Origin of the sequence: Micromonospora sp. NPDC049175 (assembly GCF_043197345.1) — a bacterium.
GTDB lineage: Bacteria > Actinomycetota > Actinomycetes > Mycobacteriales > Micromonosporaceae > Micromonospora.
In genome coordinates this window covers 592,893-615,640 of record NZ_JBICSY010000003.1, presented here as the reverse complement: position 1 = coordinate 615,640, position 22,748 = coordinate 592,893, and the positions used below count along the sequence as shown (strand labels likewise).

Below are 22,748 nucleotides of genomic sequence, written 5' to 3'. Positions count from 1 at the left end.
GATCTAGAGGCCCCGGGTGGGAGCGGCCGGCGACGTGCCGGCCACCTCGATGAGGTACGGGTTGCTGGCGCGCTCGCGGCCGATGGTGGTGCTCGGGCCGTGGCCGGGCAGCACGACGGTGTCGTCGGCCAGCGGGAGGACCTTCTCGCGCAGGCTGGTGAGCATGGCCGGCATGCTCCCGCCCGGCAGGTCGGTGCGGCCGATCGACCCGGCGAAGAGGACGTCGCCGGACAGGCAGATCTCGTCCGCCTCCCAGCCCGAGCCCGCGCCGGGCAGCCGGAACAGCACCGACCCGCCGGTATGGCCCGGGGCGTGGTCGACGGCGATCTCCAGGCCGGCGAGGCTGAGGGTGGCGCCGTCGGTCAGCTCGGCCACGTCGTCCGGCTCGGTGTAGCTCAACCGGCCGCCGAAGAGCGACGTCAGGTCGGCGGAGAGGCCCTTGGTCGGGTCGGCGAGCATCTCCCGGTCACCGGGGTGCACGTACGCGGTGACGCCCCGTGCGCCGCACACCGGCGCGACCGAGAAGGTGTGGTCGAGGTGGCCGTGGGTGAGCAGCACGGCGGCCGGATGCAGGCGGTGCTCGGCGAGCAGCGCGTCGAGCTGGTCGAGCACCCCGATGCCGGGGTCGACCACCACGCACTGCTCCCCCGGCGCGGTGGCAACCACATAGCAGTTGGTGCCGAAGGCGTCCGCGGGAAAGCCGGCCACGAGCACGGGCGCTGTCCTTTCGTCGAACGGCTGTCGTCCTGCCCAGCAGCCTAACGGGCGCGCCGAGCGAGTTTGCCGCGTCCGTCCCGCGGGCCCCGTGGGGCACAGTGACATCGCCCGATAAGCGCTGCTCGGGACGGGGTGGACCTCGTACACCACTTTCCCAGTCACTAGCCGTACACTCTGGCGGGCGTGTGGCGCGGCACACGTGACGCCCGGACGGGCCGGGACGTCCGGCCGCCGGCGACGACCAGGTAGAGGAAAGGGGAGCACCTGTGGCTTCCAGCAGGGACCGGCAGCGCAAACTGGCGCGGGCCAAGCTCGACCGGCAGTTGGCTCGCCGGGCCGCCGCCACGCGGCGACGTCGGCAGATCCAGGCCGGTGTCGGTGCCGCCCTGATCCTGGTGCTGGTCGTGGCCGGCTCCGCCTGGGCGCTCGGGGCGTTCGACTCCGACTCGAAGCAGACCACGGCCACCGGGGACACCTGCCTCTGGACGCCGCAGGACGCGGCGGCCAACACCAACCTCAAGGACGTCGGCACGCCGGAGAGCAAGGGTCTGCCCACCGAGGGCACCCGGGCGATGACGGTGACCACCAACCAGGGTGCGCCGATCACCGCGGAGCTCAACCTGACCAACTCGCCCTGTGCGGCGGCGAGCATCGCGCACCTGGCGAGCCGGTCGTTCTACGACAACACCAAGTGCCACGAGATCACCGCCGACGGCGCGCTGCGCTGCGGCGACCCAAGCGGCACCGGCCTCGGTGGGCCGACCTACTCGTTCTACGACGAGGAGCTGCCCACCGTGCCGTCGGCGTCACCGTCGGCCAGCCCGGCCCCCGGCCAGCCGCCGACGTACCCGAAGGGCACCGTGGCGATGATCGCCAACCCGCCGGGCAGCAACGGCAGCCAGTTCCTGATCTTCTTCAAGGACTTCACCACCACCGACCCGAAGTTCCCGGTGATCGGCCGGGTGACCGGCGGGCTGGACGTGGTGGAGAAGATCGGTGCCCTCCCGACCGTGGACAATGGGACCGGGGCCAAGGTCAAGCCCAGCACCGACGTGACCATCCAGAGCCTCACCGTCGGTGAGCCGGTCACCGCGGCGGCACCAGCGCCGTCGGCCTCCGGCGCGCCGGCCAGCAGCCCCAGCGCCGGCTGACCGGTCGCAACCACCCACACCCAAGCGGCACCCAGCAGCAGACAGCCAGGAGGATCCAGGCGTGACGTCCACCAGAGAGCGGCAGCGCGCGGCGGCACGCGCCCGGCTCGAGAAGGAGATGGCCGAGCGCGCGGCCACGGCCCGTAAGCGCCGGCAGACCCGGGCGATCGTCAGCGCGGCCGCCGCGCTGGTGCTCGTGGTCGCCGGCACCGTGTGGCTGGCGGTGAGCCTCGGCGGCGGCGACGACAAGAAGGACTCCGCCGCACCGGCGGCCGGCGCGGCGGAGTGCGCGTTCAACGCGCTGCCCACCGACAAGCGGCCCCCGCAGATCAAGGACGTCGGGCTGCCGAGCAACCAGCAGTCCGGCACCGGCGTGCAGACCATGACGATCGACACCAACCTGGGCCCGATCACGGCCAAGGTCGACAGGTCGCAGGTCCCCTGCACGGCGGGCAGCTTCACCTACCTCGCGGAGAAGAACTTCTTCGACAACACCAAGTGCCACCGCCTCGTGAGCGAGGGCATCAAGGTGTTGCAGTGCGGCGACCCCAGCGCCACCGGCAACGGCTGGCGGGACACCGACGGCCAGGGCGGCCCGAGCTACCGCATGGCCGAGGAGAACCTGCCCACCGACAAGCGCCCGCCGTACCCGGAGGGTGTCATCGCGATGGCCAAGTCCTCCGATCCGGGCAGCACCGGAAGCCAGTTCTTCATCGTCTACGGCGACTCGCCGCTGGACCCGGCGTACACGGTGCTGGGCACCATCACCGGTGGCATGGACATCGTCAAGGACGTGGCCAAGGCCGGCGACGACGGGGCGTTCGCCCAGCAGGCCGGCGGCGGCCACCCGAAGAAGGAGGTCATCATCAAGGACCTCACGATGAGCGCGCCGCAGGGCTGACCCCCGCGCAGACGACCACGCGCCCGCCGGCTGAGCCGGCGGGCGCTGTCGTGTCCGGGGTACGCGTCAGGCGCCGGAGGTGACCCGGTACGCGTCGAAGACGCCGTCCACCTTGCGGACCGTGGCCAGCAGGTGGCCCAGGTGTTTCGGGTCGGCCATCTCGAAGCTGAACCGGCTCACCGCCACCCGGTCGCGGGTGGTGGTGACGGTGGCGGAGAGGATGTTGACCCGCTCGTCGGAGAGCACCCGGGTGACGTCGGCCAGCAGCTTGTGCCGGTCCAGTGCCTCGACCTGGATGGCGACCAGGAAGGTCGAGGCGGAGGTGAGCTTCCAACTGACCTCGACCACCCGCTCGCTCTGGGCCCGCAGGTCCTCGGCGTTGGCGCAGTCGTCGCGGTGCACGCTCACCCCGCCGGAGCGGGTGACGAAGCCGAACACCGAGTCCGGTGGGACCGGGGTGCAGCAGCGGGCCAGCTTGATCCAGACGTCGCTGACGCCGCGGACCACGACACCCGGGTCGTTGCTGCTCTGGCGGCTGCGGGGCGGCCGGGTGGCGACGGCGGTCTCGGCGATGTCCTCCGCCGCGCCCTCCTCGCCGCCGTACGCGGCCATCAGCTTCTGCACCACCGACTGCGCGGAGACCTGGCTGTCACCGACCGCCGCGTAGAGCGACGCCACGTCGGCCAGGTGCAGGTCCCGTGCGATCGACATCAGCGCGTCGGAGGTGAGCATCCGCTGCAACGGCATGCCCTGCTTGCGCATCGCCTTGACGATCGCGTCCTTGCCGGCCTCGATCGCCTCCTCGCGCCGCTCCTTGTTGAAGTACTGGCGGATCTTCGTGCGCGCCCGCGGGCTCTTGACGAAGCCCAGCCAGTCCTGCGTGGGGCCGGCCGTCTCGGACTTCGACGTGAAGATCTCGATCACGTCGCCGTTGGACAGCGTCGACTCCAACGGCACCAACTTGCCGTTGACCCGCGCCCCGATGCACTTGTGCCCCACCTCGGTGTGCACCGCGTACGCGAAGTCCACGGGCGTCGACCCGGTCGGCAGCGGGATGACGTCACCCTTCGGGGTGAAGACGTACACCTCCTGGCTGGACAGGTCGAAGCGCAGCGCGTCCAGGAACTCGCTCGGGTCGGCCGCCTCCCGCTGCCAGTCCAGCAACTGCCGCAGCCAGGTCATCTCGTCGATGTGCGCGGGCGGGCCGACGATCTGGGTGCCCTTGTGCTCCTTGTACTTCCAGTGCGCGGCGATGCCGAACTCCGCGGTGCGGTGCATCGCGTACGTGCGGATCTGCATCTCCACCGGCTTGCCGGTGGGCCCGATGACAGTCGTGTGCAACGACTGGTACATGTTGAACTTCGGCATCGCGATGTAGTCCTTGAACCGGCCCGGCACCGGCTGCCAGTTGGCGTGGATGACCCCCAGCGCCGCGTAGCAGTCGCGCACCGTGTCGACCAGGATCCGCACGCCCACCAGGTCGTAGATGTCGTTGAAGTCACGACCGCGCACGATCATCTTCTGGTAGATCGAGTAGAGGTGCTTCGGCCGCCCGGTGGTCTCCGCCTTGATCTTGGCGGCCTTCAGGTCGGTGCCGACCTTCTGGGTGACCTGCCGCAACAGCGTCTCGCGCTGCGGCTGGTGCTCCCCGATCAGGCGGTTGATCTCCTCGTAGCGCTTCGGGAACAACGTGCCGAAGGACAGGTCCTCCAGCTCCCACTTGATCGTGTTCATACCGAGCCGGTGCGCCAGCGGCGCCAGGATCTCCAGCGTCTCCTTGGCCTTCTGCTCCTGCTTGGGGCGGGGCAGGAAGGTCAGGGTGCGCATGTTGTGCAACCGGTCGGCCAGCTTGATCACCAGCACCCGGGGGTCCTTGGCCATCGCCACGACCATCTTGCGGATCGTCTCGGCCTTGGCCGCGTCACCCAGCTTGACCTTGTCGAGCTTCGTGACGCCGTCGACGAGCAGGGCGACCTCGCCGCCGAAGTCGGCGCGCATCGCGTCGAGGGTGTATTCGGTGTCCTCGATGGTGTCGTGCAGCAGCGCGGCCACGAGCGTGGTGGTGTCCATCCCCAGGTTGCCGAGGATGGTCGCCACCGCGAGCGGGTGGGTGATGTACGGGTCGCCGGACTTGCGGTACTGCCCGGAGTGCCACCGCGCGGCCGTGTCGAAGGCGCGCTGGAGCAGCCGGGCGTCGGCCTTGGGGTGGTTGTCCCGGTGGCTCGCGATGAGCGGCTCCAGCACCTCACTGACCTGCGAGGTCTGCCAGGGCGCGTTGAACCGGGCCAGCCGGGCCCGCACCCGCCGCCCGGTGGGCGCGTTGGACAACCCGAAGCCACCGCTCGGCGACGGGTCGACGCCGGCGTCGCTCGGGAACGGCACCACCACCCCGTCGGCACCGGGGGACGCCTGGACGCTCGGCGGGCCGCTGATCGGATCTGCCGGGCTCTCGCCCGCAGCCCGGCCAGAGCCGCTGTCGGCGCCCGTCACCCGGGCTGGCGCGTCGCCTGCCCGGTCGGTCACCGTGCCGTCAGCGTCGCCTGTCGGGTGCACCGTGCCCTCCGCCGGAGGGACGACATCGTGGGACACCGGCCTCCTCACCGCTCGCCGGGAAAACACCTGCCGAACACTCGGCCGGCCTGGTCTCGCGCCACGCAGGCGGCGTACCGCCGGCGTCAGCAATGGGCAATGCTACCCGCACGCACGGTCGGCTGCCGCTCCGCCGGACGGTCGGCACGGGCTCCGCCCGACGACTCCGCCACCAAACGGTCAGTCCGTCACCGACGGGGTCAAACGGTCAGCAGGGCATGGACGGGACGCGGTGCCAACCGCTTGCGTCCACCCAGGAAGCCGAGCTCCAGCAGCACGGTGAAGCCGGTGACGGTTCCGCCGGCCCGCTCCACCAGGTCAAGCGTCGCCTCGGCGGTGCCACCGGTCGCCAGCACGTCGTCGACCACCAGCACCCGGTGCCCGGCCGTGAAGGCGTCCTCGTGCACCTCGAGGGTGGCCTCGCCGTATTCGAGCGCGTAGGAGACCGAGTGCGCCGGGCGGGGCAGCTTGCCGGCCTTCCGGACCGGCACCACGCCGACCCCGGTCGCGTACGCGACGGCCGCGGCGACGACGAACCCGCGCGCCTCGATGCCGACCACCACGTCGAAGGCGTCCCGACCGTGGTACGCGACGATCCCGTCGATCACCTCACGGAACGCCGCACCGTCGGCGAACAGCGGCATCAGGTCCTTGAACATGACACCGGGCTTGGGGAAGTCGGGCACGTCCAGCACCCGGCTGGCGACCAGTCGGGCGGCCTCCGGGCCGCTGTCCCCGCGCGCCGCGGTGCTGTGGGTCTCCGTCATGGCTGTTCCGCTCTCCTTCAACGACGACGGCGTCCGGCACGCACAGCATGCCGGACGCCGTTCGGGTGTTTCGTGGTGGGTCAGCGCCGCTTGGCGCCACCCGGCCGGTTGCCGCCGCCACCGGGACGACCGCCCCGGGCGCCGGTCGGCCGCTTACCCGCCGGGCGAGCGCCCACCTTGGGCGCGGCACCGGCCAGCGCGGCGGCGTCCGGGTCGAGCGACTCCTCGGTCGCCTGGCCCTCGGTCGGGCTCACCGCGCCCTTGCTGGTGACCTCGCCCCGGGCGAGCCCGCCCCGCCGGGTCTGGACGCGCTTGGCGTGCGCCTGGATCCGCGGGTCGTAGCTCTTGAGCAGGGCCAGCAGCGGCGTGGCCACCAGGATGGAGGTCAGGAACGCCACCGCCATACCGACGAACAGCACCAGGCCGAGGTCCTTCAACGTGCCGGCACCGAGCAGGCCGGCACCGATGAAGAGCAGACCGCCGACCGGAAGCAGGGCGACCACCGAGGTGTTCAGCGACCGCATCAGGCTCTGGTTGACGGCCAGGTTGGCCGCCTCGCCGTACGTCTGGTTGTTGTTGGCGGTGATGCCGCGGGTGTTCTCCTGGACCTTGTCGAAGACCACCACCACGTCGTAGAGCGCGAAGCCCAGGATCGTGAGGAAGCCGATGATCGTCGACGGGGTGACCTCGAAGCCGACGAGCGAGTAGATGCCGGCGGTGAGGATCAGGTTGGTGATGAGCGACGCCACCGCGGCGACGGCCATCCGCCACTCGAAGCGCAGGATCAGGTAGACCATCACCAGCGCGATGAAGATGACCAGACCGAGCAAGGCCCGCTGGGTCACCTGGCTGCCCCACGCCTCGCTGACCTGGTTGCTGCTGATCTGATCCGGGTTGATCCCGAGGTCCTCGGCGATCTGACCCTTCACCGCGTTGGTCTTCTCGGCGTCGAGCTGCGGCGTCCGCAGCTCGTAGGTGTCACCACCGGTGCCGCCGACCTTCTGGACGGTGGCCACCTTGATGCCGGTGTTCTCCGCCGCGAGGGCCGAGTTGACCTCCCGCTCGGCGTCTTCCAGGGTGCCGACACTGGCCGGCACCTGGAACGAGTTGCCGCCGGCGAACTCGATGCCGAGGCTGAAGCCCCGCAGACCGAAGCTGAGCAGCGCGATCAGGATCAGGGTCCCGGCGACGCCGAACCAGAGCTTGCGGCGGCCGACGATGTTGAGACCGGCCTCGCCGTTGTAGAGGCGGCTCGCCAGACCGTTTTGAGCCATCTCAGGCCTCCTTGGCGCGCGGGTTGCGGGGCTGAGTCTGAGTCGGCTGGTTGCGGGCCGGCAGTGCCCGGCCCAGACCGCTGACCCGCGGGGACAGGAACGCCCGGGTGCGGGCGAACATCGTCATGATCGGGTGCCGGAAGAGGAAGACCACGACCAGGTCCAGCACGGTGGCCAGACCGAGAGCGAAGGCGAAGCCCTTGACCGTGCCGACCGAGACCACGTAGAGCACCACGGCGGAGAGCAGGGTGATCGCGTTGGCCGAGATGATCGTCCGGCGGGCCCGGATCCAGGCGCGCGGCACCGCGCTCCGTGGGCTGCGGCCCTCGCGGATCTCGTCTTTCAGTCGTTCGAAGTAGATGACGAACGAGTCCGCCGCCACACCTAGTGAGACGATCATGCCAGCGATGCCGGCGAGGGTGAGCGTGAAGCCGATCTGCCGGCCGAGCACCACGAGCGCGCCGAAGACGAGCAGCGCGGAGAGGATGAGGCTCAGGAAGATCACCGAGCCGAGCAGCCGGTAGTAGAAGAACGAGTAGATGATGACCAGCAGCATGCCGATGCCGGCGGCGAGCAGACCGGCGCGCAGGTGGCTGGCGCCCAGCGTGGCGGTGACGTTCTGCGCCTCCTGCTGCTTGAAGGTCACCGGCAGCGCGCCGTAACGGAGCTGACCGGCGAGCGTGCTCGCGTCCTTCTGGGTGAAGCTGCCGGTGATCTGCGAGTTGCCGGTCAGCACGCCCTGGATCTCCGGGGAGGAGACGATCTTGTTGTCCAGCACGACGGCCACCCGGCACTTGCCGTCCTGCCCGAGCGCGGTGGCGTCGCAGGCCTGACCCTCGTTGGTGAACGACTCGCGGGTCAGGCCGGTCCACTTGCCCTGCCCGTCGCCGGTGAAGTCGAGGCTGACCACCCAGGCGTTGGTCTGGTCGAGCACCGCGTCGGCGTCGGACACGTCGGTGCCCAGCACCTTGGCCTGGTCGAGCAGGTACTTCGAGGCGCCGTCCTCGCAGGAGACGACCTGCTGCTTCGGGTCGGAGATCGACGCCGGGGGACGCTCGTCGAGCTGCTTGCAACCGATGGTCGGCACGTTGAACTGCATCTGCGCCGACAGCACGGCGACCTCTTGCGGCGACAGCGTGCTGAACGGCTTGAGCTTGTCGGCGAGCGACGGGTCGGCGCTCAGGTCCGCGGGAGCCTGCAACCCGCTGGCGGCCTGCCAGGCGGGGGCGCCGACCTTCTGCTCGACGGCCTTGCGCTGCTCCTCGATGCTGGCCGACACCGGCTCCGCGCTGGCACTGGCGCTGGGCGCGGCACTCGCCGAGGGCGAGGCGGACGCGGAGGGAGTGGGCGTGGCGCTGGGCGCCGGGGCCATCCCACCCTGACCGCCGCTGGGCGACGAGGTCACCTTCGGCGCGCCGCTGCCCGACGGGGTCGGGGTCGCGCCGGCGGACGGAGTCGCCCCGCCGGAGGGGGTCACGCTGCCAGGCGGGGCGGCCGTGGCCGGTGGCGGCACGGCCGCCGTACCGCTGCCGTCGGCGCCCTTGAGCACCTTGCGGAAGCGCAGCTCGGCGGCGTTGCCCACGTTGTCCAGGTTGCGGTTCTCACCGGGCAGGGAGATGACGATGTTCCGGTTGCCCTCGGTGACCACCTCGGCCTCGGCCACGCCGAACGCGTTGACCCGGCTCTCGATGATCTGACGAGCCTCCTCGAGATTCTCCGCCGTCGGGGCCTTGCCGCCGATGCTGTTTCTCGCCTCCAACGTCACCCGGGTGCCGCCGATCAGGTCCAGACCGAGCCGAGGCTCGAGCCGGTCCTGGAAGCTGCCCTTGGCGCCGCCGGAGAAGAACACCAGAAGATAGAGGACGACGAAGATGAACCCGAGCACGGCGAGCTGCCGCCCGGGGCGCATCTGTCCCTGAGGTGGTGCCACGGCTGTCCTGTCTCCCTGTGCGGTCGCGCCGCTGTGCGCAGCGGCGGCGGTGTCGGGCCGGGGGTCCCGGCTGACGGGTCTGACCTGGGCCGACGAGATGCCGACACGTGGCCCGGACACGCCAGCGTGGAACGCCGCTGGTCACGGGAACGTGCCGACGCCCGGCGTCGACCCAACTATCCAGTTTTACTGCCTGGTCCGCTGCCCCGTCGGGCGCGGTGGCCCGGAGGTCGGCCGACCGGCCGTACGCCGGACCCGCCATTCCCCGGGAGCAGGGGTCATTCCTTGATGGTGTCGGCGTCCTCGCTGACCGGCTCGCTCGGCAGCTCCGCGCGGGTGGTCACCCGGGCGATGGCGGCGCGGGCGTAGCGGGTCTGCACGCCCGGGGCGACCTCGATCAGGACGGTGTCGTCCTCGATGCCGGTGACCGTGCCGTAGAGCCCGCCGATGGTGACGACCTCGTCGCCCGGGCCGAGCCCGGACTGCATCGACTCGGCCTCACGGCGGCGCTTCTGCTGGGGTCGGATCATCATGAAATACATGACACCGAAGAGCAGGACGATCATCAGGATCGGCGTGATGCCGCCGCCTGAGGGGCCCGCTGCTATGTAGTTCACGGTTACTGACCTTCCCACTGGCCACCGGCCCGGCGCTTGGGGCGCCGGAGCGGAGGCGGAATCTCACGTCCTGTACAGACCGCGGCGAAGTCTAAACCCTGCGCCTGAGAACGCCGAATGCGGCACAGATCACGTTCCTATCACGGCTGATCGGTATCCATCGAGAACAGATCGGGCACAGGCGGACTATCCATGCCAAAGGTACCATTCGGCGGAGTACGCCCCAGATGCCGCCAGGCGGCCTCCGTGGCCACCCGCCCCCGCGGCGTACGGGCCAACAGACCGGCGCGGACCAGGAACGGCTCGCAGACCTCCTCGACCGTGTCCGGCTGCTCCCCCACCGCCACGGCAAGGGTGGACAGACCCACCGGGCCACCCCGGAACGAGTCGACCAACGCGGTCAGCACCGCACGGTCCAGCCGGTCCAACCCGAGCGCGTCCACGTCGTACACGATCAACGCGGCACGGGCGGTGTCGACATCGACCACGCCGTCGGCCCGCACCTCGGCGTAGTCGCGGACCCGGCGCAGCAGCCGGTTGGCGATCCGCGGCGTGCCCCGGGACCGACCGGCGATCTCGGTCGCGCCCTCGGGGGTGATCGGCACACCGAGGATCCGCGCCGACCGGTGCAGCAGCGTCTCCAGATCCGCCGGGGCGTAGAAGTCGAGGTGGGCGACGAACCCGAACCGGTCCCGCATCGGCCCGGTCAACAGACCCGAACGGGTAGTCGCGCCGACCAGGGTGAACGGCTCGACGTCCAGCGGGATCGCCGTCGCCCCCGGCCCCTTGCCGACCACCACGTCGACCCGGAAGTCCTCCATCGCGCTGTAGAGCAGCTCCTCGGCCGGACGCGCGATGCGGTGGATCTCGTCGATGAAGAGCACGTCCCCCTCGGCGAGACTGGTCAGGATCGCCGCCAGGTCGCCGGAACGCTCGATCGCCGGGCCGCTCGTCACCCGGATACCCGCGCCCAACTCGGCGGCGACGATGTTGGCCAGACTCGTCTTGCCCAGGCCGGGTGGACCGGAGAGCAGGATGTGATCCGGCGGCGAACCCCGCCGCATCGCGCCCTGCAACAACAGGTCGAGCTGATCACGCACCCGGTTCTGGGCGATGAACTCGGCCAACCGCCTCGGCCGGACCGTGGCCTCCGCGTCCCGGTCGGCGTCACTGACGTACGCCGAGACAAGCCCGTCGGTCTCGCTCACCGTGCCCTCTTCACTCGCGACCGCGGGGCTCGCGACCCCGACGCACTCCTCGCGCGCACCGCGCCACCCTCCGCCGCCGGGGCGCTCATCGGGTCCGACCCAGCAGGCGGATGGCCTGCTTGAGCAGGACCGGCACCGGCGGCGTCTCACCCTCGATCGTCTCGGCCACCGCGGCCACCGCCTGATCGGCCTGGCCGGCCGTCCAACCCAGGCCGACCAGCGCCTGCCGGACCTGGTCGGGCCAGCTGCCGCGGGTCACCCCGGCCACCCCGTCGGCGCCGATCGGCACCGGGCCGATCCGGTCGCGCAGCTCCAGCACCAGGCGCTCGGCGCCCTTCTTGCCGATCCCGGGCACCCGGGTCAGGGCTGCCGTGTCGGCGTTGGCGATCGCCTTGCGCACCGCGTCCGGGCTGTGCACGGCAAGCACCGCCTGCGCCAGTCGCGGCCCCACCCCGCTGGCGGTCTGGAGCAACTCGAACAGCGACTTGGCGTCGTCGTCGGCGAAGCCGTAGAGGGTGAGCGAGTCTTCCCGCACGATCAGGCTGGTGGCGAGCCGGGCGACCTGGCCGACCCGCAGCTCCGCGAGGGTGCCGGGGGCGCAGTGCACCGCGAGGCCGACACCGCCGACCTCGATCACGGCCTGGTCCGGACCCGTCGCGGTCACCGTGCCGCGCACGCTGGCGATCATCGTGCTCCTCCTCGTCGTGCCCGGTCGGCTGCCGCGGCCAGCTTCGAGCGGGTCCCGCCGCGCCACACGTGGCAGATGGCCAGGGCCAGCGCGTCGGCGGCGTCGGCCGGCTTCGGCGGCTCGGCCAGCCGCAACAGCCGGGTGACCATCGCGGTCATCTGCGCCTTGTCCGCCTGACCGGAACCGGTCACGGCCGCCTTCACCTCGCTCGGCGTGTACGTCTGCACCGGCAGCCCGGCACGCGCCCCGGCCAGCACCGCAATGCCGCTGGCCTGCGCGGTGCCCATCACCGTACGCACGTTGTGCTGGCTGAACACCCGCTCGACGGCGACGCTCTCCGGCTGGTGCTCGGCGACCAACTTGTTCAGCGACCGGTCCAGGTGCAACAGGCGCAGCGCCAGGTCGTCGGCCGGGTCGGTGTAGACCACGTAGTAGGCGATCAGAGTGCAGGGACGCCCCGGCACACCCTCGACCACGCCCACCCCGCACCGGGTCAGCCCCGGGTCGACCCCCAGCACCCGCACGCCGCCCCCTCCCCAGCCGTCAGCAGTACGTGTGTTCGACACCCTAACCGGCGCTCTTCCCACCAGCCCCACGGGACACGCCCTCCCGCCCCGCGCTCGACCGGCCGGGAGCGGGGTTCCGGAGCGCCAGCCGCAAGGTCACGCTCGATCCGGGATGTAGTGGCAACGAAGCACCAGGAGACAACTACGTCCTGGATGCTGCGCGATCTTGCGGCGGGGGGCGGGTGGGCCACACAGCTTTGGGACGGAGTATGTGTCGCTGGCCCATGTGCCGGGGAGCACACAGCTCGTAACTTCTTGCGCCATGACGGCAGAACCCGTGGCGGTCCCCCACGTCGTGCAGATCGACCTCGCCGGTCGGACCGCCCTGGTCACCGGGGGTGGTAGCGGCATCGGGCGGGCGTGTGCCAGGCGGCTGGGGGCGGCCGGCGCCACGGTGCTCGTGGTGGATCGCGACCTTGCGGCGGCCAGGGCGGTGGCCGCCGAGGTCGGTGGCCGGGCCGAGGGTGTGGACCTGTCCGACGCCGCGGCGGTGGACCGCCTCGACGTGGACGTGGACATCGTGGTGAACAACGCCGGGCTCCAGCACGTCGCACCGCTCCAGGACTTTCCCGTCGAGCGCTTCGAGTACATCCACCGGGTGATGGTGGAGGCGCCGTTCCTGCTGATCCGCCGGGCGCTGCCGCACATGTACGCCCGGGGCTGGGGTCGGATCGTCAACATCTCCTCGGTGCACGGGCTGCGCGCGTCGCCGTACAAGGCGGCCTACGTCTCGGCCAAGCACGCCCTGGAGGGGCTGTCGAAGGTGGTGGCGCTGGAGGGCGCCGCGCACGGGGTGACCGCCAACTGCATCAACCCGGCGTACGTACGCACCGCGCTCGTGGAGAGCCAGATCGCCGACCAGGCGGCCAGTCACGGCATCGACGAGGCCGAGGTGATCGAGAAGATCATGCTGGCTCGGGCCGCGATCAAGCGACTGATCGAGCCGGAGGAGGTCGCCGAGCTGTTGGCGTACCTCTGCTCGCCGCCGGCGGCGTTCATCACCGGCGCGTCGATCGCCCTCGACGGGGGCTGGACGGCCAACTAGTGGGGCTGAGCACAATGTCGACCATGTCATCGCCGGTGGAGTTCCTGGAGCTGCTCGCCCGTGAGGCCGCGGCGGTCGAGTTCGAGGGACCGCTGGTGGCCGCGCGGGCCGCGGGGCTGCCGCCGGAGCGGCTGGCCGAGCTGGAGCAGGCCAGGTCGGTGGCGTTGCGGGTCCGCGCGCTGTTGGAGCGTCGCCGCCGCCGGGAGACCGAGCTGTCCGGCCTGTACGACACGGTCAGCGACCTGGCCGGGCTGCGCGACCTGGACGACGTGTTGCGGGCGATCGCGCACCGGGCCCGCAACCTCCTCGGCGCGGACGTGGCCTACATGACGCTCAACGACGACGAGCGCGGCGACACCTACATGCGGGTGACCGACGGGTCGGTCTCGGCCCGCTTCCAGCGGCTGCGGCTGCCGATGGGCGCCGGCCTGGGCGGTCTGGTGGCCCAGTCCGGCGCGCCGTACGTGACCGCCAACTACGGGGAGGACGCGCGCTTCCACCACACCGGTGAGATCGACGCCGGGGTCGGCGAGGAGGGCCTGGTGGCGATCCTCGGGGTGCCGCTGCGGCTCGGTTCCACCTCGATCGGCGTGCTCTACGCGGCCAACCGTTCGGCCCGGCCGTTCGTCCGGGAGGAGGTGGCGCTGCTGGTGTCGCTCGCCGCGCACGCCGCGGTGGCGATCGACACCGCCCGACTGTTGACCGAGACCCGTTCGGCGTTGGCCGAGTTGTCGGCGGCGAACACCACCATCCGGGCGCACAGCAGCTCGGTGGAGCGGGCCGCCGCGGCACACGACCGGATGACGGCGCTGGTGCTGCGCGGCGGCGGCGTGGAGGACGTGGCGGCGGCGGTGACCGAGGTGCTGGGTGGGGCGCTGCTGGCGTTGGACGCCGAGGGTCGCCGGCTGGCCCGGGTGGGTGAGATCGAGGAGCCGGACCGCGCGGACATCGTCGAGGCGGTGGCCGCGTCGCGGACCGAGGGGCGCAGCGTACGCCGGGGTCCGCTCTGGTACGCGGCGGTGGTGGCGGGCGCGGAGAATCTGGGCGCGCTGGTGCTGCGTCCGGACGACGAGTTGGTCGACGCCGACCAGCGCATCCTGGAACGGGCCGCGCTGGTGACCGCGCTGCTGCTGCTGTTCCGCCGGACGGTCGCCGAGGCGGAGGGGCGGGTCCGGGGCGAGTTGCTGGACGACCTGATCGCCCGTCCGCTGCGCGACACCGACGCGTTGCGCGGCCGGGCCCGACGGCTCGGGGTGGACCTGGACGCACCGCACGTGCTGGTGGCGGTGGGCGATGACGCGATCGCCGCGACCGGTTCGGCCCGGCAGCGGGTGCTCTCCTGGGCCACCACGTACGCCTCGGCGCGCGGCGGGCTCGCCGCGGCGCGCGACGGTCGGGTGGTGCTCATGCTGCCGGGGCTGGACGCGGGCGGCAGTGCCCGTGCGGTCGCCCGGGACCTGTCCCGGGTGACCGGCCGTCCGGTGACCGCCGGGGCGAGCGGCCCGTCGAACGGGCCGGCGGCGCTTGCCGGGACGTTCCACGAGGCGGACCGCTGCCTGACGGCGCTGGGCGCGTTGGGCCGGGCCGGCCAGGGGGCGAGCACCGCCGAGCTGGGCTTCGTCGGGCTGCTGCTGGGCGCCGTCGGTGACCGGGGCGAGACGGACGTGGCCCAGTTCCTCCGCACCACGGTCGGGCCGGTGGTCGACTACGACGCCCGGCGGGGCACGGCTCTGGTGCGGACGTTGGAGGCGTACTTCGGGGTGGGTGGCAGTCTGGCCCGCGCCGCCGAGCAGTTGCACGTGCACGTGAACACGGTGACCCAGCGGTTGGAGCGGGTCGGGCAACTGCTCGGCGCGGACTGGCAGCGGCCCGAGCGGGCGTTGGAGGTGCAGCTCGCGCTGCGTCTGCACCGGCTGCGCGCCGGCTGAGCCGCGTCACGTTCAGCGGACCTGGATGCCCTCCAGCACGGCGTCGACGACCCGCTCGGGCAGGGTCTGCTCGTCCAGCTCCGGATTCCACTGCAGCACCCGTTGGATCAGCATCGGCCCGGTGAGCAGCGCCATCGTCACCTCGACGTCGATGTCGGCCCGGAGCACTCCCTCGTCGATGCCGCGCCGCAGCACCTCGCGCATCAGCTGCCGGCGGGGCGAGATGATGTTCTGGTAGAGCTGGAACTGGTCCGCACTGCGGTTCACGGCGGGCGCCAGGCAGGGCATGATCTTCGCCGCGCGCGGGTCGACGTTCTTGCCGATCGCGCCGACAAGCAGCACCAGGTCCTCGCGGACGGAGTGTCCGGTCGGCTGGGCCAGGACGCCCTTGAGCCGACGGAGCGCGTCCAGCAGCAGGGCGTCCTTGCCCGCCCAGCGGCGGTAGATGGTGGCCTTGCCGACCCCGGCGCGGGCGGCGATCGCCTCGATCGAGAGCGCCTCGATGGTGCTGCCCTCGGCGAGCAGGTCGAGGGTGGCCTCGATGATCGCCTCGTCGGCGCGGATGCTCCGCGGTCGCCCAGGCGACCGCGGAGCATCGGCGGTGGACGTCATGTCCGACATTCTTCCCGCACCTACGCCGTACCGGCCAACTCGGGCTCGGCGACCGGGGCCGCCGGGGCGACGCTGGTTTCCTCCCGACCCGGCATCCAGCGCAGCACCACGATGATCCCGAGTGCGGCGATCACCGCGGAGAGCCCGGCCGCCCAGTGCATGGCGGTGACGAAGGCGTCGTTGGCCGCCGAGATCAGCGTCGGCGCCGCCGGGCCGAGCTGGCCCGCCGCCGCGTACGCGCCGGAGATCGACTCGTTGGCCGCGTCGCGGGCCTGCGGAGGCAGGCCGGTCAGCGCGTCGCCGATGTCGCTGCGGTAGACCGCGGAGAGCACCGAGCCGAGGACGGCCACGCCGAGCGCGCCGGCCACCTGGCGGATGGTGTTGCTGACCGCGGAGCCGACGCCGGCCTTCTCCCGGGGCAGCGCCGACATGATCGACTCGGTGGCGGGCGGCATGATGTTCGCCATTCCGGCGCCCTGGATGAGGAAGACGAGCAGCACGATCCAGATCGGGGTGGAGGCGCCGATGAAGACGAAGGCGCCGAGTGACACCACGGTCAGCGCCAGCCCGACGGTGGCGACGGCCTTGCCGCCGTAGCGGCGGACCATCGCGGCGCTGCGCGGCGCGAAGATCAGCTGGGCGCCGGCGAAGGGCAGGAAGAGCAGACCGGTCTGCAGCGGGCTGTAGTCGCGCACGAGTTGCAGGTAGAACGAGCCGAAGAACATCGAGCCCATGGCGGCGAAGAACACCAGGCCGACGATCGCGACCGGCGCGGCGAAGCGGGGCACCCGGAACAGCCGGACGTCCAGCGACGGGTGGTCGCTGCGCCGCTCGTGCTGCACGAACCAGGCGAGCACCGCGATGCCGACCAGGATCGAACCCCAGGCCAGCGGGCGGTCGAAGCCGTGCTCGCCGCCGTCGATGATGCCGTAGGAGAGGGCGACCAGGCCGACCACGGAGAGCAGGACGCCGAGCACGTCGATCCGGCCCGGTCGCGGGTCACGCGACTCCGGGACCAGCAGTCCCACCAGCACCACGCCGGCGACGACCACCGGCACGTTGATCAGGAAGACCGAGCCCCACCAGAAGTGCTCCAGCAGCGCGCCGCCGAGGATCGGGCCGATGGCCACGGCGAGACCGACGGCGCCGGCCCAGACACCGATGGCCCGACCGCGCTCGCGCGGGTCGAAGACGTTGGAGATGATCGAGAGCGTCACCGGCATGATGGCCGCGCCGCCGACCCCCATCAGGGCGCGGGCCGCGATGAGCTGTCCGGGGCTCTGGGCGTACGCGGACAGCAGCGACGCCAGGCCGAACAGCACCAGACCGATCATCAGGAAGCGCTTGCGGCCGGCACGGTCGCCGAGCACCCCGAAGGTGAACAGCAGGCCGGCGAAGACGAGCGTGTAGGAGTTGATGGACCACTCCAGCTCGCCCTGGCTGGCGCCGAGGCCGTGCACCGGGTCGGCCAGGGTGCGCAGGGCGACGTTCAGGATCGTGTTGTCGAGAACGACCACGAGGAGGCTGATCACCAGCACCCCCAGGATCGCCCACCTCCTCGGGTGGCCGGTGTTGTTGTGCAGCTCCATGCCTGGTTTTCCCCCCACGCTTTTCCCGCGCCGCAATACGATACGGGTCAGACTCGTAACGCGAGTCAGCCTACGGCGCGCATTAACGATACGGCACCGATCCGTATCGTATGTGGTGGGCGTCACGCCCGGGAGCGGCGGCCAGACAGGCGGTGACGGCGCTCGGCAGCGAGTCGAGACGCCGCGCCGGCGCGGTGAGTGGCTCGATCCAACCCGGCCCCGCGCCGTACACCCGCAGGCGGGGGAAGTCCCGGGCAAAACGCACCAGACGGTACGCGCGGCCGGTGACCGGCGTCTGCGACCAGAGCACCACTGTGTGCGGGCTGGCCCGGTACACCGCACGGGTCAGCGCCGGCCAGGGCAGCGCGGGACCGAGATGCAGACAGCCACGACCCTGCTCGCGCAGCGCGGCGGCGAGCGCGTGCAGACCGAGGCAGTGCGCCTCCTGCTCGGCGCCGGCCACCAGCACCCCGCCGGTGGGCAGCGACCGGCCCGGCTCCCGGCGGTACACGTCCAACCCGACCCGGACGCCCTCGCAGAGAGCGTGCTCGACGGCGACCTCGGCGGCGGTACGCCCCGGCAGCCGGGCCAGCAACGGACGACAGACCTGCTCCCAGAGCGCCGGCACGCCCCAGGCCTCGGCCAACTCCAGCATCAGCGTGGCGACGGCGTTGCCGTCCAGGTCCTCGGCAGCCAGCGAGACCTGCTTGTGCGCGATCTCCACGGTCTCCGCCGGCATCGGCTCGGTCAGCACCAGACGTACCCCCGGATAGACGTTCCCTACCCGGGGGTTCGCTGAAACGGGGCGCGGTGGATGCGCCGGCGCGGGATTTACCGACGGCGGGTCGCCGGCCGGTGGCCTCCGCGACGGCGCTGCCCCGGCTGCCGAGCGGGATCGGCTGGTCAGACGGCGGCGGCCCGCTCCCAGTGGCGGGGAGCGCTGATCCTGGCCCAGCTCGGGCCGAAGGTCATCCGGCGCAGCGGTGCCACGACGTCGCAGAGGCTGAACCAGCCCCGGGTCAAGCCCACGTTCACCGGGTTGCTCATCATGCCCTGCTGGAGGGTCCGCAGAGCCAGGTCGACGGCTTGGAAGCCGTACTCGCGCATCTCGGTCTCGTACTCGCCGATCGCGTCCAGCAGCGGCAGGTGGCCGGTGCCGGCCAGCGACAACTGGCGGGTGAGCAGGGCGGCGTCGCGCAGTGCGGTGTTGGCGCCGTTACCGCCGGCCGGCGGCATGCCGTGCACGGCGTCGCCGAGCACGGTGACCCGTGCGGGCGCCCAGGGCGCGGGACGGTCGGACGCCTGGAACGGGAACGCGCTCACGTCCTCCGGTGGGCACGCGGCGATCAGGTGGCGGAGCGCGGGGTGCCAGTCCGTGATCAGCCCGGCGATGTAGGCCTTCAACTGTGTGCCGTCGAGGCGCTCCGGACGTGAGGGGAACAGTTCGGTACTCGCGACGAACGCGCACAGCAGGTAGTCGTCCCCCACCGGCTGCTGGCGTTCGAACACGGAGGTGAACAGGAAGTGCGGCGCACCGGTCAGGACGAGGTTCATGCCGTGGGCCAGCCGGACGGGCAACCAGGCTCGGGTGTCGTCGTCCAGCGGCAACTTGAGCCCGACGCCCACCGCACCGGTGTCCCGCTGGGTGGCGGCCGGCAGGTACTGCGCGCGTACCCGGGAGTTGATCCCGTCGGCGCCCACCAGGACGTCGCAGGTGACGGACGTCCCGTCGGCGAAGTGCGCGGTGGGGCGACCGTCCGCGGCGAGCTCGTAGCTGTCGAATGTCTTGTCGTAGTGGACGGTGTCGTCGAGTCCGTCGAGGAGAACGCCGCGCAGCGTCTGACGGTCGACCGGGTAGGCCCGTTCCGCGGGGTCGGGATCCTCGGGATACATGAGCGCGTCCTCGACGAGGACCAGCGTGCGCAGGTCCGTGCCCAGGAAACCGAAACCGCCGCCGGGGCGGCCCGTGGTGTCGGTGAACGCCTGCCACTGTCGGTCGGGCAGGCAGGCGCGCAGCGACCGGCTGCCCGCCGGGTTGATCGCGAGCCGGTAGCGGTCCGCCCGGTCGTCGCGGCGCCGGTCCCGCTCGTACACCGCGACGGTGATGCCGTGTTTGCGTAGACCCTGGGCGAGCGCGAGGCCGCCGATGCCACCGCCGACGATGAGTACGTCAGTCATGCGTGAGCCTTTCTGGTGAGAGGAGGTCGCACAGTTGGTTGACAACCGACTCGGCCTTCTCCGGACGCAGGCGAATGCCCTTGACGGTGGCGATCACCAGCTCGACGCTGGCAGCGACGTCGAGGTTCACCGACCAGACCTGGTGCTCGATGCCTTCGGTGAAGATCGCCGCCAGCGCGTCGCGCCAACCCTGTTCGTCGCGCTCGATGTCGGCCCCGGTGGACCCGTCACGTCGCGCGCGGAGATCGAGTTCATCGAGCACGACGAACAACTCGGGTCGTTCCGCGACGGCCGCGGCGATCTCGCTGAGGTGGCGCCGCAACCGGGCGGCGGGTTCCAGATCGTTGTGCATCGTCGCCTCGAATTGGCTTGTCACGTGCTCGAGCACCGCGGCGATCAGATCGGCCTTGGTCCGGAAGTAGTGGTGCAGGGTGGAGTGGTCAATGCCCGCCGCAGCGGCGATCGGTCGCAGCCGGAACCCCTCGAAGCCGCTCTCGGCGATCGCCGAGAAGGCCGCGTGCACCAGGGCCTGCCGGCGGTCGAGCTGTTCAGTCATCCCTCAGCCCATCCCCAACCAAGTGGTTGGTTGATAGTTCAGCATCTGTGTCACCACGTGTCAACCACATGGTTGGTGGGCACCGTCCGAACCGGGTCGGACGGTGCCCGGGTCGGACCGGCGTACAAAGTCGAGCGCGACTAGGCGTAGTTGAACAACGGCGGGAAGACGAGGACCACGATCCAGGCCCACGCCGCGTACACCGGCAGGTAGCCGGTCTGCCACCGTTCGAGCGTGGCGAACGGCGTACGCCGACGGATGAAGGTCAGCAGGAGCCACGCCGACCACGCGAGGTTGACCAGCAGGATCACGTTCTCGCCGAGCGCGGCCGCCCGGTTGGGTGTGCTGCCGTACTCGTCGGTGATGCGCCCGGTGATCTCCAGCAGCACCAGCACGTCGATGGCCAACGCACTGACCACGAGCGCGAGTTGGAGTTTGTCGAACGGACCGGCCGGGGCCAGCGGATCACGGGCCGAGAGGGAGTAGAGCAGCAGCCCCAGCACCACGACCAGCAACAGGTCGAACAGGATCAGCGCCTCGCGCTCGACGTCGATGCCGTGGCTGGTCCAGACCACGGCGACGAGGAAGGCGAGCAGGGCGGCCGTGAAGAGCGGCGTGAACAGCCGGGTCAGCACCGGCGCGATGTTCTCGACGACGCTCTGCTTGGCCTCGACCAGCCACCCGGCCACCACGACCGCGGCCGCGGCGCCGCTGGGCAGGAGCCACTGCGAGACGAACACCTCCGGGACGATTCCGATGGCCGCGAAGGTGTTGAACAGGAACGCCGCGAGCACGCCGCCCCCGAGGGCCATCAGCACGAAGTAGATGAACCACTCGCCGGTGAAGCGGATGAAGTCCATGCGTCGACGAGACGAGCGCCAGTCGTCGGCGACGTAGGCCAGACCGACCACGAGCCAGAGGGCGATGGGCAGGTGGACGCCGGTGACGACCACGGACTGCGAGTCGTCCGCCACCGAGTAGGCGTTGGCCGCCACGGCGCCGAGGGCGAACAGCGCCACCAGCACCGCGATCACCGCCGGTCGGGCCTGCCGGCGCCAGGCCAGGAACGCCGCCAGCCAGGGCAGCGCGAACAGGGTGGCGTTCCGGGCGTAGAACGAGCCGTCGTCGTCGAAGCTCAGCCCGAACAGCGCGGGCGCCTTGACGGACACCACCGCGCCCGCCGCGCAGCCGAGCATGACCCACAGGGTGCGGCGGGAGCGCGTGCCGGCGACCGGGCTGTCGGAGTCGCCGGTCAGCACCAACTGCTTCCACAAACGGTCCGAATGCTCCCGGGCGAACTCGCGGGAGAGGTCGTCGAGGCTGCCCATCCGTTTCACCGCGACCAGGAACGCCTCGTCCGGGCTCAGGCCAGCGGTGATGAGCTCGTCCACGGAGCCGCGAAGGTGGTCTTCCAGCTCGTCGGCGTCCACCGCGTGCAGCTCCCTGCGGCGCAGCACGTACTGACGCCACTGCGCGAACTGCGCTTCCAGCTCCTCCGGCCCGTCGTGTGTCGTCATGCGAGGCCCCCCAGCGGGTGCGCCGTCAGCGGAGCGCGGTCGTGCCAGATCTCCTTGAGCGCGCCCACGACCGTGTCCCACTGCCGGCGCTGCTCGGCCAGCTCGGCCAGACCCCGGTCGGTGATGCGGTAGTACTTGCGCCTGCGCTCACCGGCGACCGCCTGCCAGCTCGACTCGAGATAGGCGAGGCGCTCGAGCCGGTGCAGCAACGGGTAGAGCAGCCCCTCGGTCCAGTCCAGCTCACCCCCGGACAGCTCGTTGATCCGTCGGAGGATGGCGTAGCCGTAGCTGTCACCCTCGGCCAGGATGCCGAGCACCATCGGTGTCGCCGAGGCGGCGACCAGATCCTTGGCGACCTTCATGAAGCCTCCCACCCCTAACCCTAGAAGTACGATGCATCGTACTGCTAGGTATCGCGTCGGCGGTAACGGGTGGTGTCCGAATCGCCGGCACCGGCGGCTGCGGTGCCCCGAACGGGCGCGGTCCGGGTTAGCCTTGGCGCATATGGCTACCTTTCGCAGCGCCTCAGTGCTCCTCTCCGCAGACGGCACCCGCACTCCCGGGACCGCCGCGCTCTTCGCCGAGCCCGCCCGCAAGGGCGGAACTCCGCCGTGGGCAGGCGACTTCCGACCCGCCAACAGCGCCGGCAACGGCCCCAAGAACGCGATCGGAAAGACCTTCACCCTGGAGCTGCCCGACGGCAGCACCGGCAAAGTCGTGGTCCAGGGCCTCAAGAGCGGCAAGGGCGGCGTCGTCCTGGCGCTGATGGGCGAGGACGCACCACCCTTCTGACCTGTCGCTCGGGCGCCCAGGGTTGTCCCCCGTCCGGGGTCGGCCCGGGGCGCCTGACCACCCAGGTTCTGTCGCCCCGAAAAACCGCTGGGGCTGTCGATGGGTCGGACGCGACAATGGCGC

Annotated in this window: 21 protein-coding genes; 5 read left to right on the top strand and 16 right to left on the bottom strand. The window is 71.3% G+C overall.

All coding sequences use genetic code 11. The features are described from left to right. Positions 1-3 precede the first annotated feature (3 nt). Positions 4-714, bottom strand: a complete 711-nt coding sequence (locus tag ACGFH8_RS16695; protein ID WP_393367805.1) for an MBL fold metallo-hydrolase — start codon at positions 712-714, stop codon at positions 4-6. A 269-nt stretch (positions 715-983) separates the two neighbouring features. Here ACGFH8_RS16695 and ACGFH8_RS16690 point away from each other — a divergent pair, with 269 nt between their 5' ends. Continuing rightward, positions 984-1,868: a peptidylprolyl isomerase gene (locus ACGFH8_RS16690; protein ID WP_393367804.1), complete on the top strand. Its 885-nt coding sequence runs from the start codon at positions 984-986 to the stop codon at positions 1,866-1,868. Between the two features lie 61 nt (positions 1,869-1,929). Further along, a complete protein-coding gene (locus ACGFH8_RS16685) occupies positions 1,930-2,769 on the top strand; it encodes a peptidylprolyl isomerase (RefSeq protein WP_393367802.1) in 840 nt (279 codons plus the stop codon). Between the two features lie 66 nt (positions 2,770-2,835). On the opposite strand, the gene ACGFH8_RS16680 is transcribed toward ACGFH8_RS16685, so the two are convergent. The 8 genes from ACGFH8_RS16680 to ruvC form a co-directional block, all read right to left on the bottom strand. Next, positions 2,836-5,358, bottom strand: a complete 2,523-nt coding sequence (locus ACGFH8_RS16680; protein ID WP_393367800.1) for a RelA/SpoT family protein — start codon at positions 5,356-5,358, stop codon at positions 2,836-2,838. A 200-nt stretch (positions 5,359-5,558) separates the two neighbouring features. Further along, positions 5,559-6,125: an adenine phosphoribosyltransferase gene (locus tag ACGFH8_RS16675; RefSeq protein ID WP_393367798.1), complete on the bottom strand. Its 567-nt coding sequence runs from the start codon at positions 6,123-6,125 to the stop codon at positions 5,559-5,561. An 80-nt stretch (positions 6,126-6,205) separates the two neighbouring features. Then, entirely contained in the window at positions 6,206-7,399 is a 1,194-nt protein-coding gene (gene secF, locus ACGFH8_RS16670) for a protein translocase subunit SecF (RefSeq protein ID WP_393367796.1), read from the bottom strand. A gap of 1 nt (position 7,400) precedes the next feature. Then, positions 7,401-9,329, bottom strand: a complete 1,929-nt coding sequence (secD, locus tag ACGFH8_RS16665; protein WP_393367794.1) for a protein translocase subunit SecD — start codon at positions 9,327-9,329, stop codon at positions 7,401-7,403. 278 nt (positions 9,330-9,607) lie between these two features. Next, entirely contained in the window at positions 9,608-9,946 is a 339-nt protein-coding gene (gene yajC / locus ACGFH8_RS16660; protein WP_393367792.1) for a preprotein translocase subunit YajC, read from the bottom strand. A 140-nt stretch (positions 9,947-10,086) separates the two neighbouring features. Beyond that, positions 10,087-11,154 carry a Holliday junction branch migration DNA helicase RuvB gene (gene ruvB / locus ACGFH8_RS16655; RefSeq protein WP_393367791.1) on the bottom strand — a complete coding sequence of 356 codons (1,068 nt, stop codon included), beginning with the start codon at positions 11,152-11,154 and terminating at the stop codon, positions 10,087-10,089. An 85-nt stretch (positions 11,155-11,239) separates the two neighbouring features. Beyond that, positions 11,240-11,842 carry a Holliday junction branch migration protein RuvA gene (gene ruvA / locus ACGFH8_RS16650; RefSeq protein WP_393367789.1) on the bottom strand — a complete coding sequence of 201 codons (603 nt, stop codon included), beginning with the start codon at positions 11,840-11,842 and terminating at the stop codon, positions 11,240-11,242. After that, a complete protein-coding gene (gene ruvC, locus ACGFH8_RS16645) occupies positions 11,839-12,366 on the bottom strand; it encodes a crossover junction endodeoxyribonuclease RuvC (RefSeq protein WP_357245262.1) in 528 nt (175 codons plus the stop codon). Before ruvC ends, ruvA begins: the two co-directional genes overlap by 4 nt. Before the next feature lie 304 nt (positions 12,367-12,670). Here ruvC and ACGFH8_RS16640 point away from each other — a divergent pair, with 304 nt between their 5' ends. Next, positions 12,671-13,453 (top strand): 3-hydroxybutyrate dehydrogenase, encoded by a 783-nt coding sequence (locus ACGFH8_RS16640; protein WP_393367787.1) that lies wholly within the window; start codon positions 12,671-12,673, stop codon positions 13,451-13,453. 14 nt (positions 13,454-13,467) lie between these two features. Beyond that, the gene (locus tag ACGFH8_RS16635; RefSeq protein WP_393367785.1) at positions 13,468-15,381 is read left to right on the top strand and encodes a helix-turn-helix domain-containing protein; all 1,914 of its coding nucleotides are present in this window, start codon (positions 13,468-13,470) and stop codon (positions 15,379-15,381) included. A gap of 12 nt (positions 15,382-15,393) precedes the next feature. Here the strand turns inward: ACGFH8_RS16635 and ACGFH8_RS16630 are convergent, their stop codons facing one another. The 7 genes from ACGFH8_RS16630 to ACGFH8_RS16600 form a co-directional block, all read right to left on the bottom strand. After that, positions 15,394-16,002: a TetR/AcrR family transcriptional regulator gene (locus ACGFH8_RS16630; protein ID WP_393367783.1), complete on the bottom strand. Its 609-nt coding sequence runs from the start codon at positions 16,000-16,002 to the stop codon at positions 15,394-15,396. An 11-nt stretch (positions 16,003-16,013) separates the two neighbouring features. Next, positions 16,014-17,582: an MFS transporter gene (locus tag ACGFH8_RS16625; RefSeq protein WP_393367781.1), complete on the bottom strand. Its 1,569-nt coding sequence runs from the start codon at positions 17,580-17,582 to the stop codon at positions 16,014-16,016. A gap of 82 nt (positions 17,583-17,664) precedes the next feature. Further along, positions 17,665-18,336 carry a transcriptional regulator gene (locus tag ACGFH8_RS16620; RefSeq protein ID WP_393367779.1) on the bottom strand — a complete coding sequence of 224 codons (672 nt, stop codon included), beginning with the start codon at positions 18,334-18,336 and terminating at the stop codon, positions 17,665-17,667. Between the two features lie 149 nt (positions 18,337-18,485). Beyond that, a complete protein-coding gene (locus tag ACGFH8_RS16615) occupies positions 18,486-19,760 on the bottom strand; it encodes an FAD-dependent oxidoreductase (protein ID WP_393367778.1) in 1,275 nt (424 codons plus the stop codon). Continuing rightward, positions 19,753-20,283, bottom strand: coding sequence for a TetR/AcrR family transcriptional regulator (locus ACGFH8_RS16610; protein WP_393367776.1), 531 nt, complete (start codon positions 20,281-20,283; stop codon positions 19,753-19,755). Before ACGFH8_RS16610 ends, ACGFH8_RS16615 begins: the two co-directional genes overlap by 8 nt. Positions 20,284-20,456: 173 nt before the next feature. Continuing rightward, positions 20,457-21,833 (bottom strand): permease prefix domain 1-containing protein, encoded by a 1,377-nt coding sequence (locus ACGFH8_RS16605; RefSeq protein WP_393367775.1) that lies wholly within the window; start codon positions 21,831-21,833, stop codon positions 20,457-20,459. After that, positions 21,830-22,195: a PadR family transcriptional regulator gene (locus tag ACGFH8_RS16600; protein ID WP_393367774.1), complete on the bottom strand. Its 366-nt coding sequence runs from the start codon at positions 22,193-22,195 to the stop codon at positions 21,830-21,832. Before ACGFH8_RS16600 ends, ACGFH8_RS16605 begins: the two co-directional genes overlap by 4 nt. A gap of 142 nt (positions 22,196-22,337) precedes the next feature. Between ACGFH8_RS16600 and ACGFH8_RS16595 the strand changes: the two genes are divergently transcribed. Then, positions 22,338-22,625, top strand: a complete 288-nt coding sequence (locus ACGFH8_RS16595; RefSeq protein WP_393367772.1) for a hypothetical protein — start codon at positions 22,338-22,340, stop codon at positions 22,623-22,625. The last annotated feature ends 123 nt before the right edge of the window (positions 22,626-22,748 follow it).

Bases quoted from the DNA above. Each gene is read 5' to 3' on its own strand.
- ACGFH8_RS16640 (WP_393367787.1), top strand. From the start codon at position 12,671: ATGACGGCAGAACCCGTGGCGGTCCCCCACGTCGTGCAGATCGACCTC.
- ACGFH8_RS16605 (WP_393367775.1), bottom strand. From the start codon at position 21,833: ATGACGACACACGACGGGCCGGAGGAGCTGGAAGCGCAGTTCGCGCAG.
- secF (WP_393367796.1), bottom strand. From the start codon at position 7,399: ATGGCTCAAAACGGTCTGGCGAGCCGCCTCTACAACGGCGAGGCCGGT.
- ruvA (WP_393367789.1), bottom strand. From the start codon at position 11,842: ATGATCGCCAGCGTGCGCGGCACGGTGACCGCGACGGGTCCGGACCAG.
- ACGFH8_RS16615 (WP_393367778.1), bottom strand. From the start codon at position 19,760: ATGACTGACGTACTCATCGTCGGCGGTGGCATCGGCGGCCTCGCGCTC.
- ACGFH8_RS16675 (WP_393367798.1), bottom strand. From the start codon at position 6,125: ATGACGGAGACCCACAGCACCGCGGCGCGCGGGGACAGCGGCCCGGAG.
- ACGFH8_RS16600 (WP_393367774.1), bottom strand. From the start codon at position 22,195: ATGAAGGTCGCCAAGGATCTGGTCGCCGCCTCGGCGACACCGATGGTG.
- ACGFH8_RS16635 (WP_393367785.1), top strand. From the start codon at position 13,468: ATGTCGACCATGTCATCGCCGGTGGAGTTCCTGGAGCTGCTCGCCCGT.
- ACGFH8_RS16625 (WP_393367781.1), bottom strand. From the start codon at position 17,582: ATGGAGCTGCACAACAACACCGGCCACCCGAGGAGGTGGGCGATCCTG.
- ACGFH8_RS16630 (WP_393367783.1), bottom strand. From the start codon at position 16,002: ATGTCGGACATGACGTCCACCGCCGATGCTCCGCGGTCGCCTGGGCGA.
- ACGFH8_RS16595 (WP_393367772.1), top strand. From the start codon at position 22,338: ATGGCTACCTTTCGCAGCGCCTCAGTGCTCCTCTCCGCAGACGGCACC.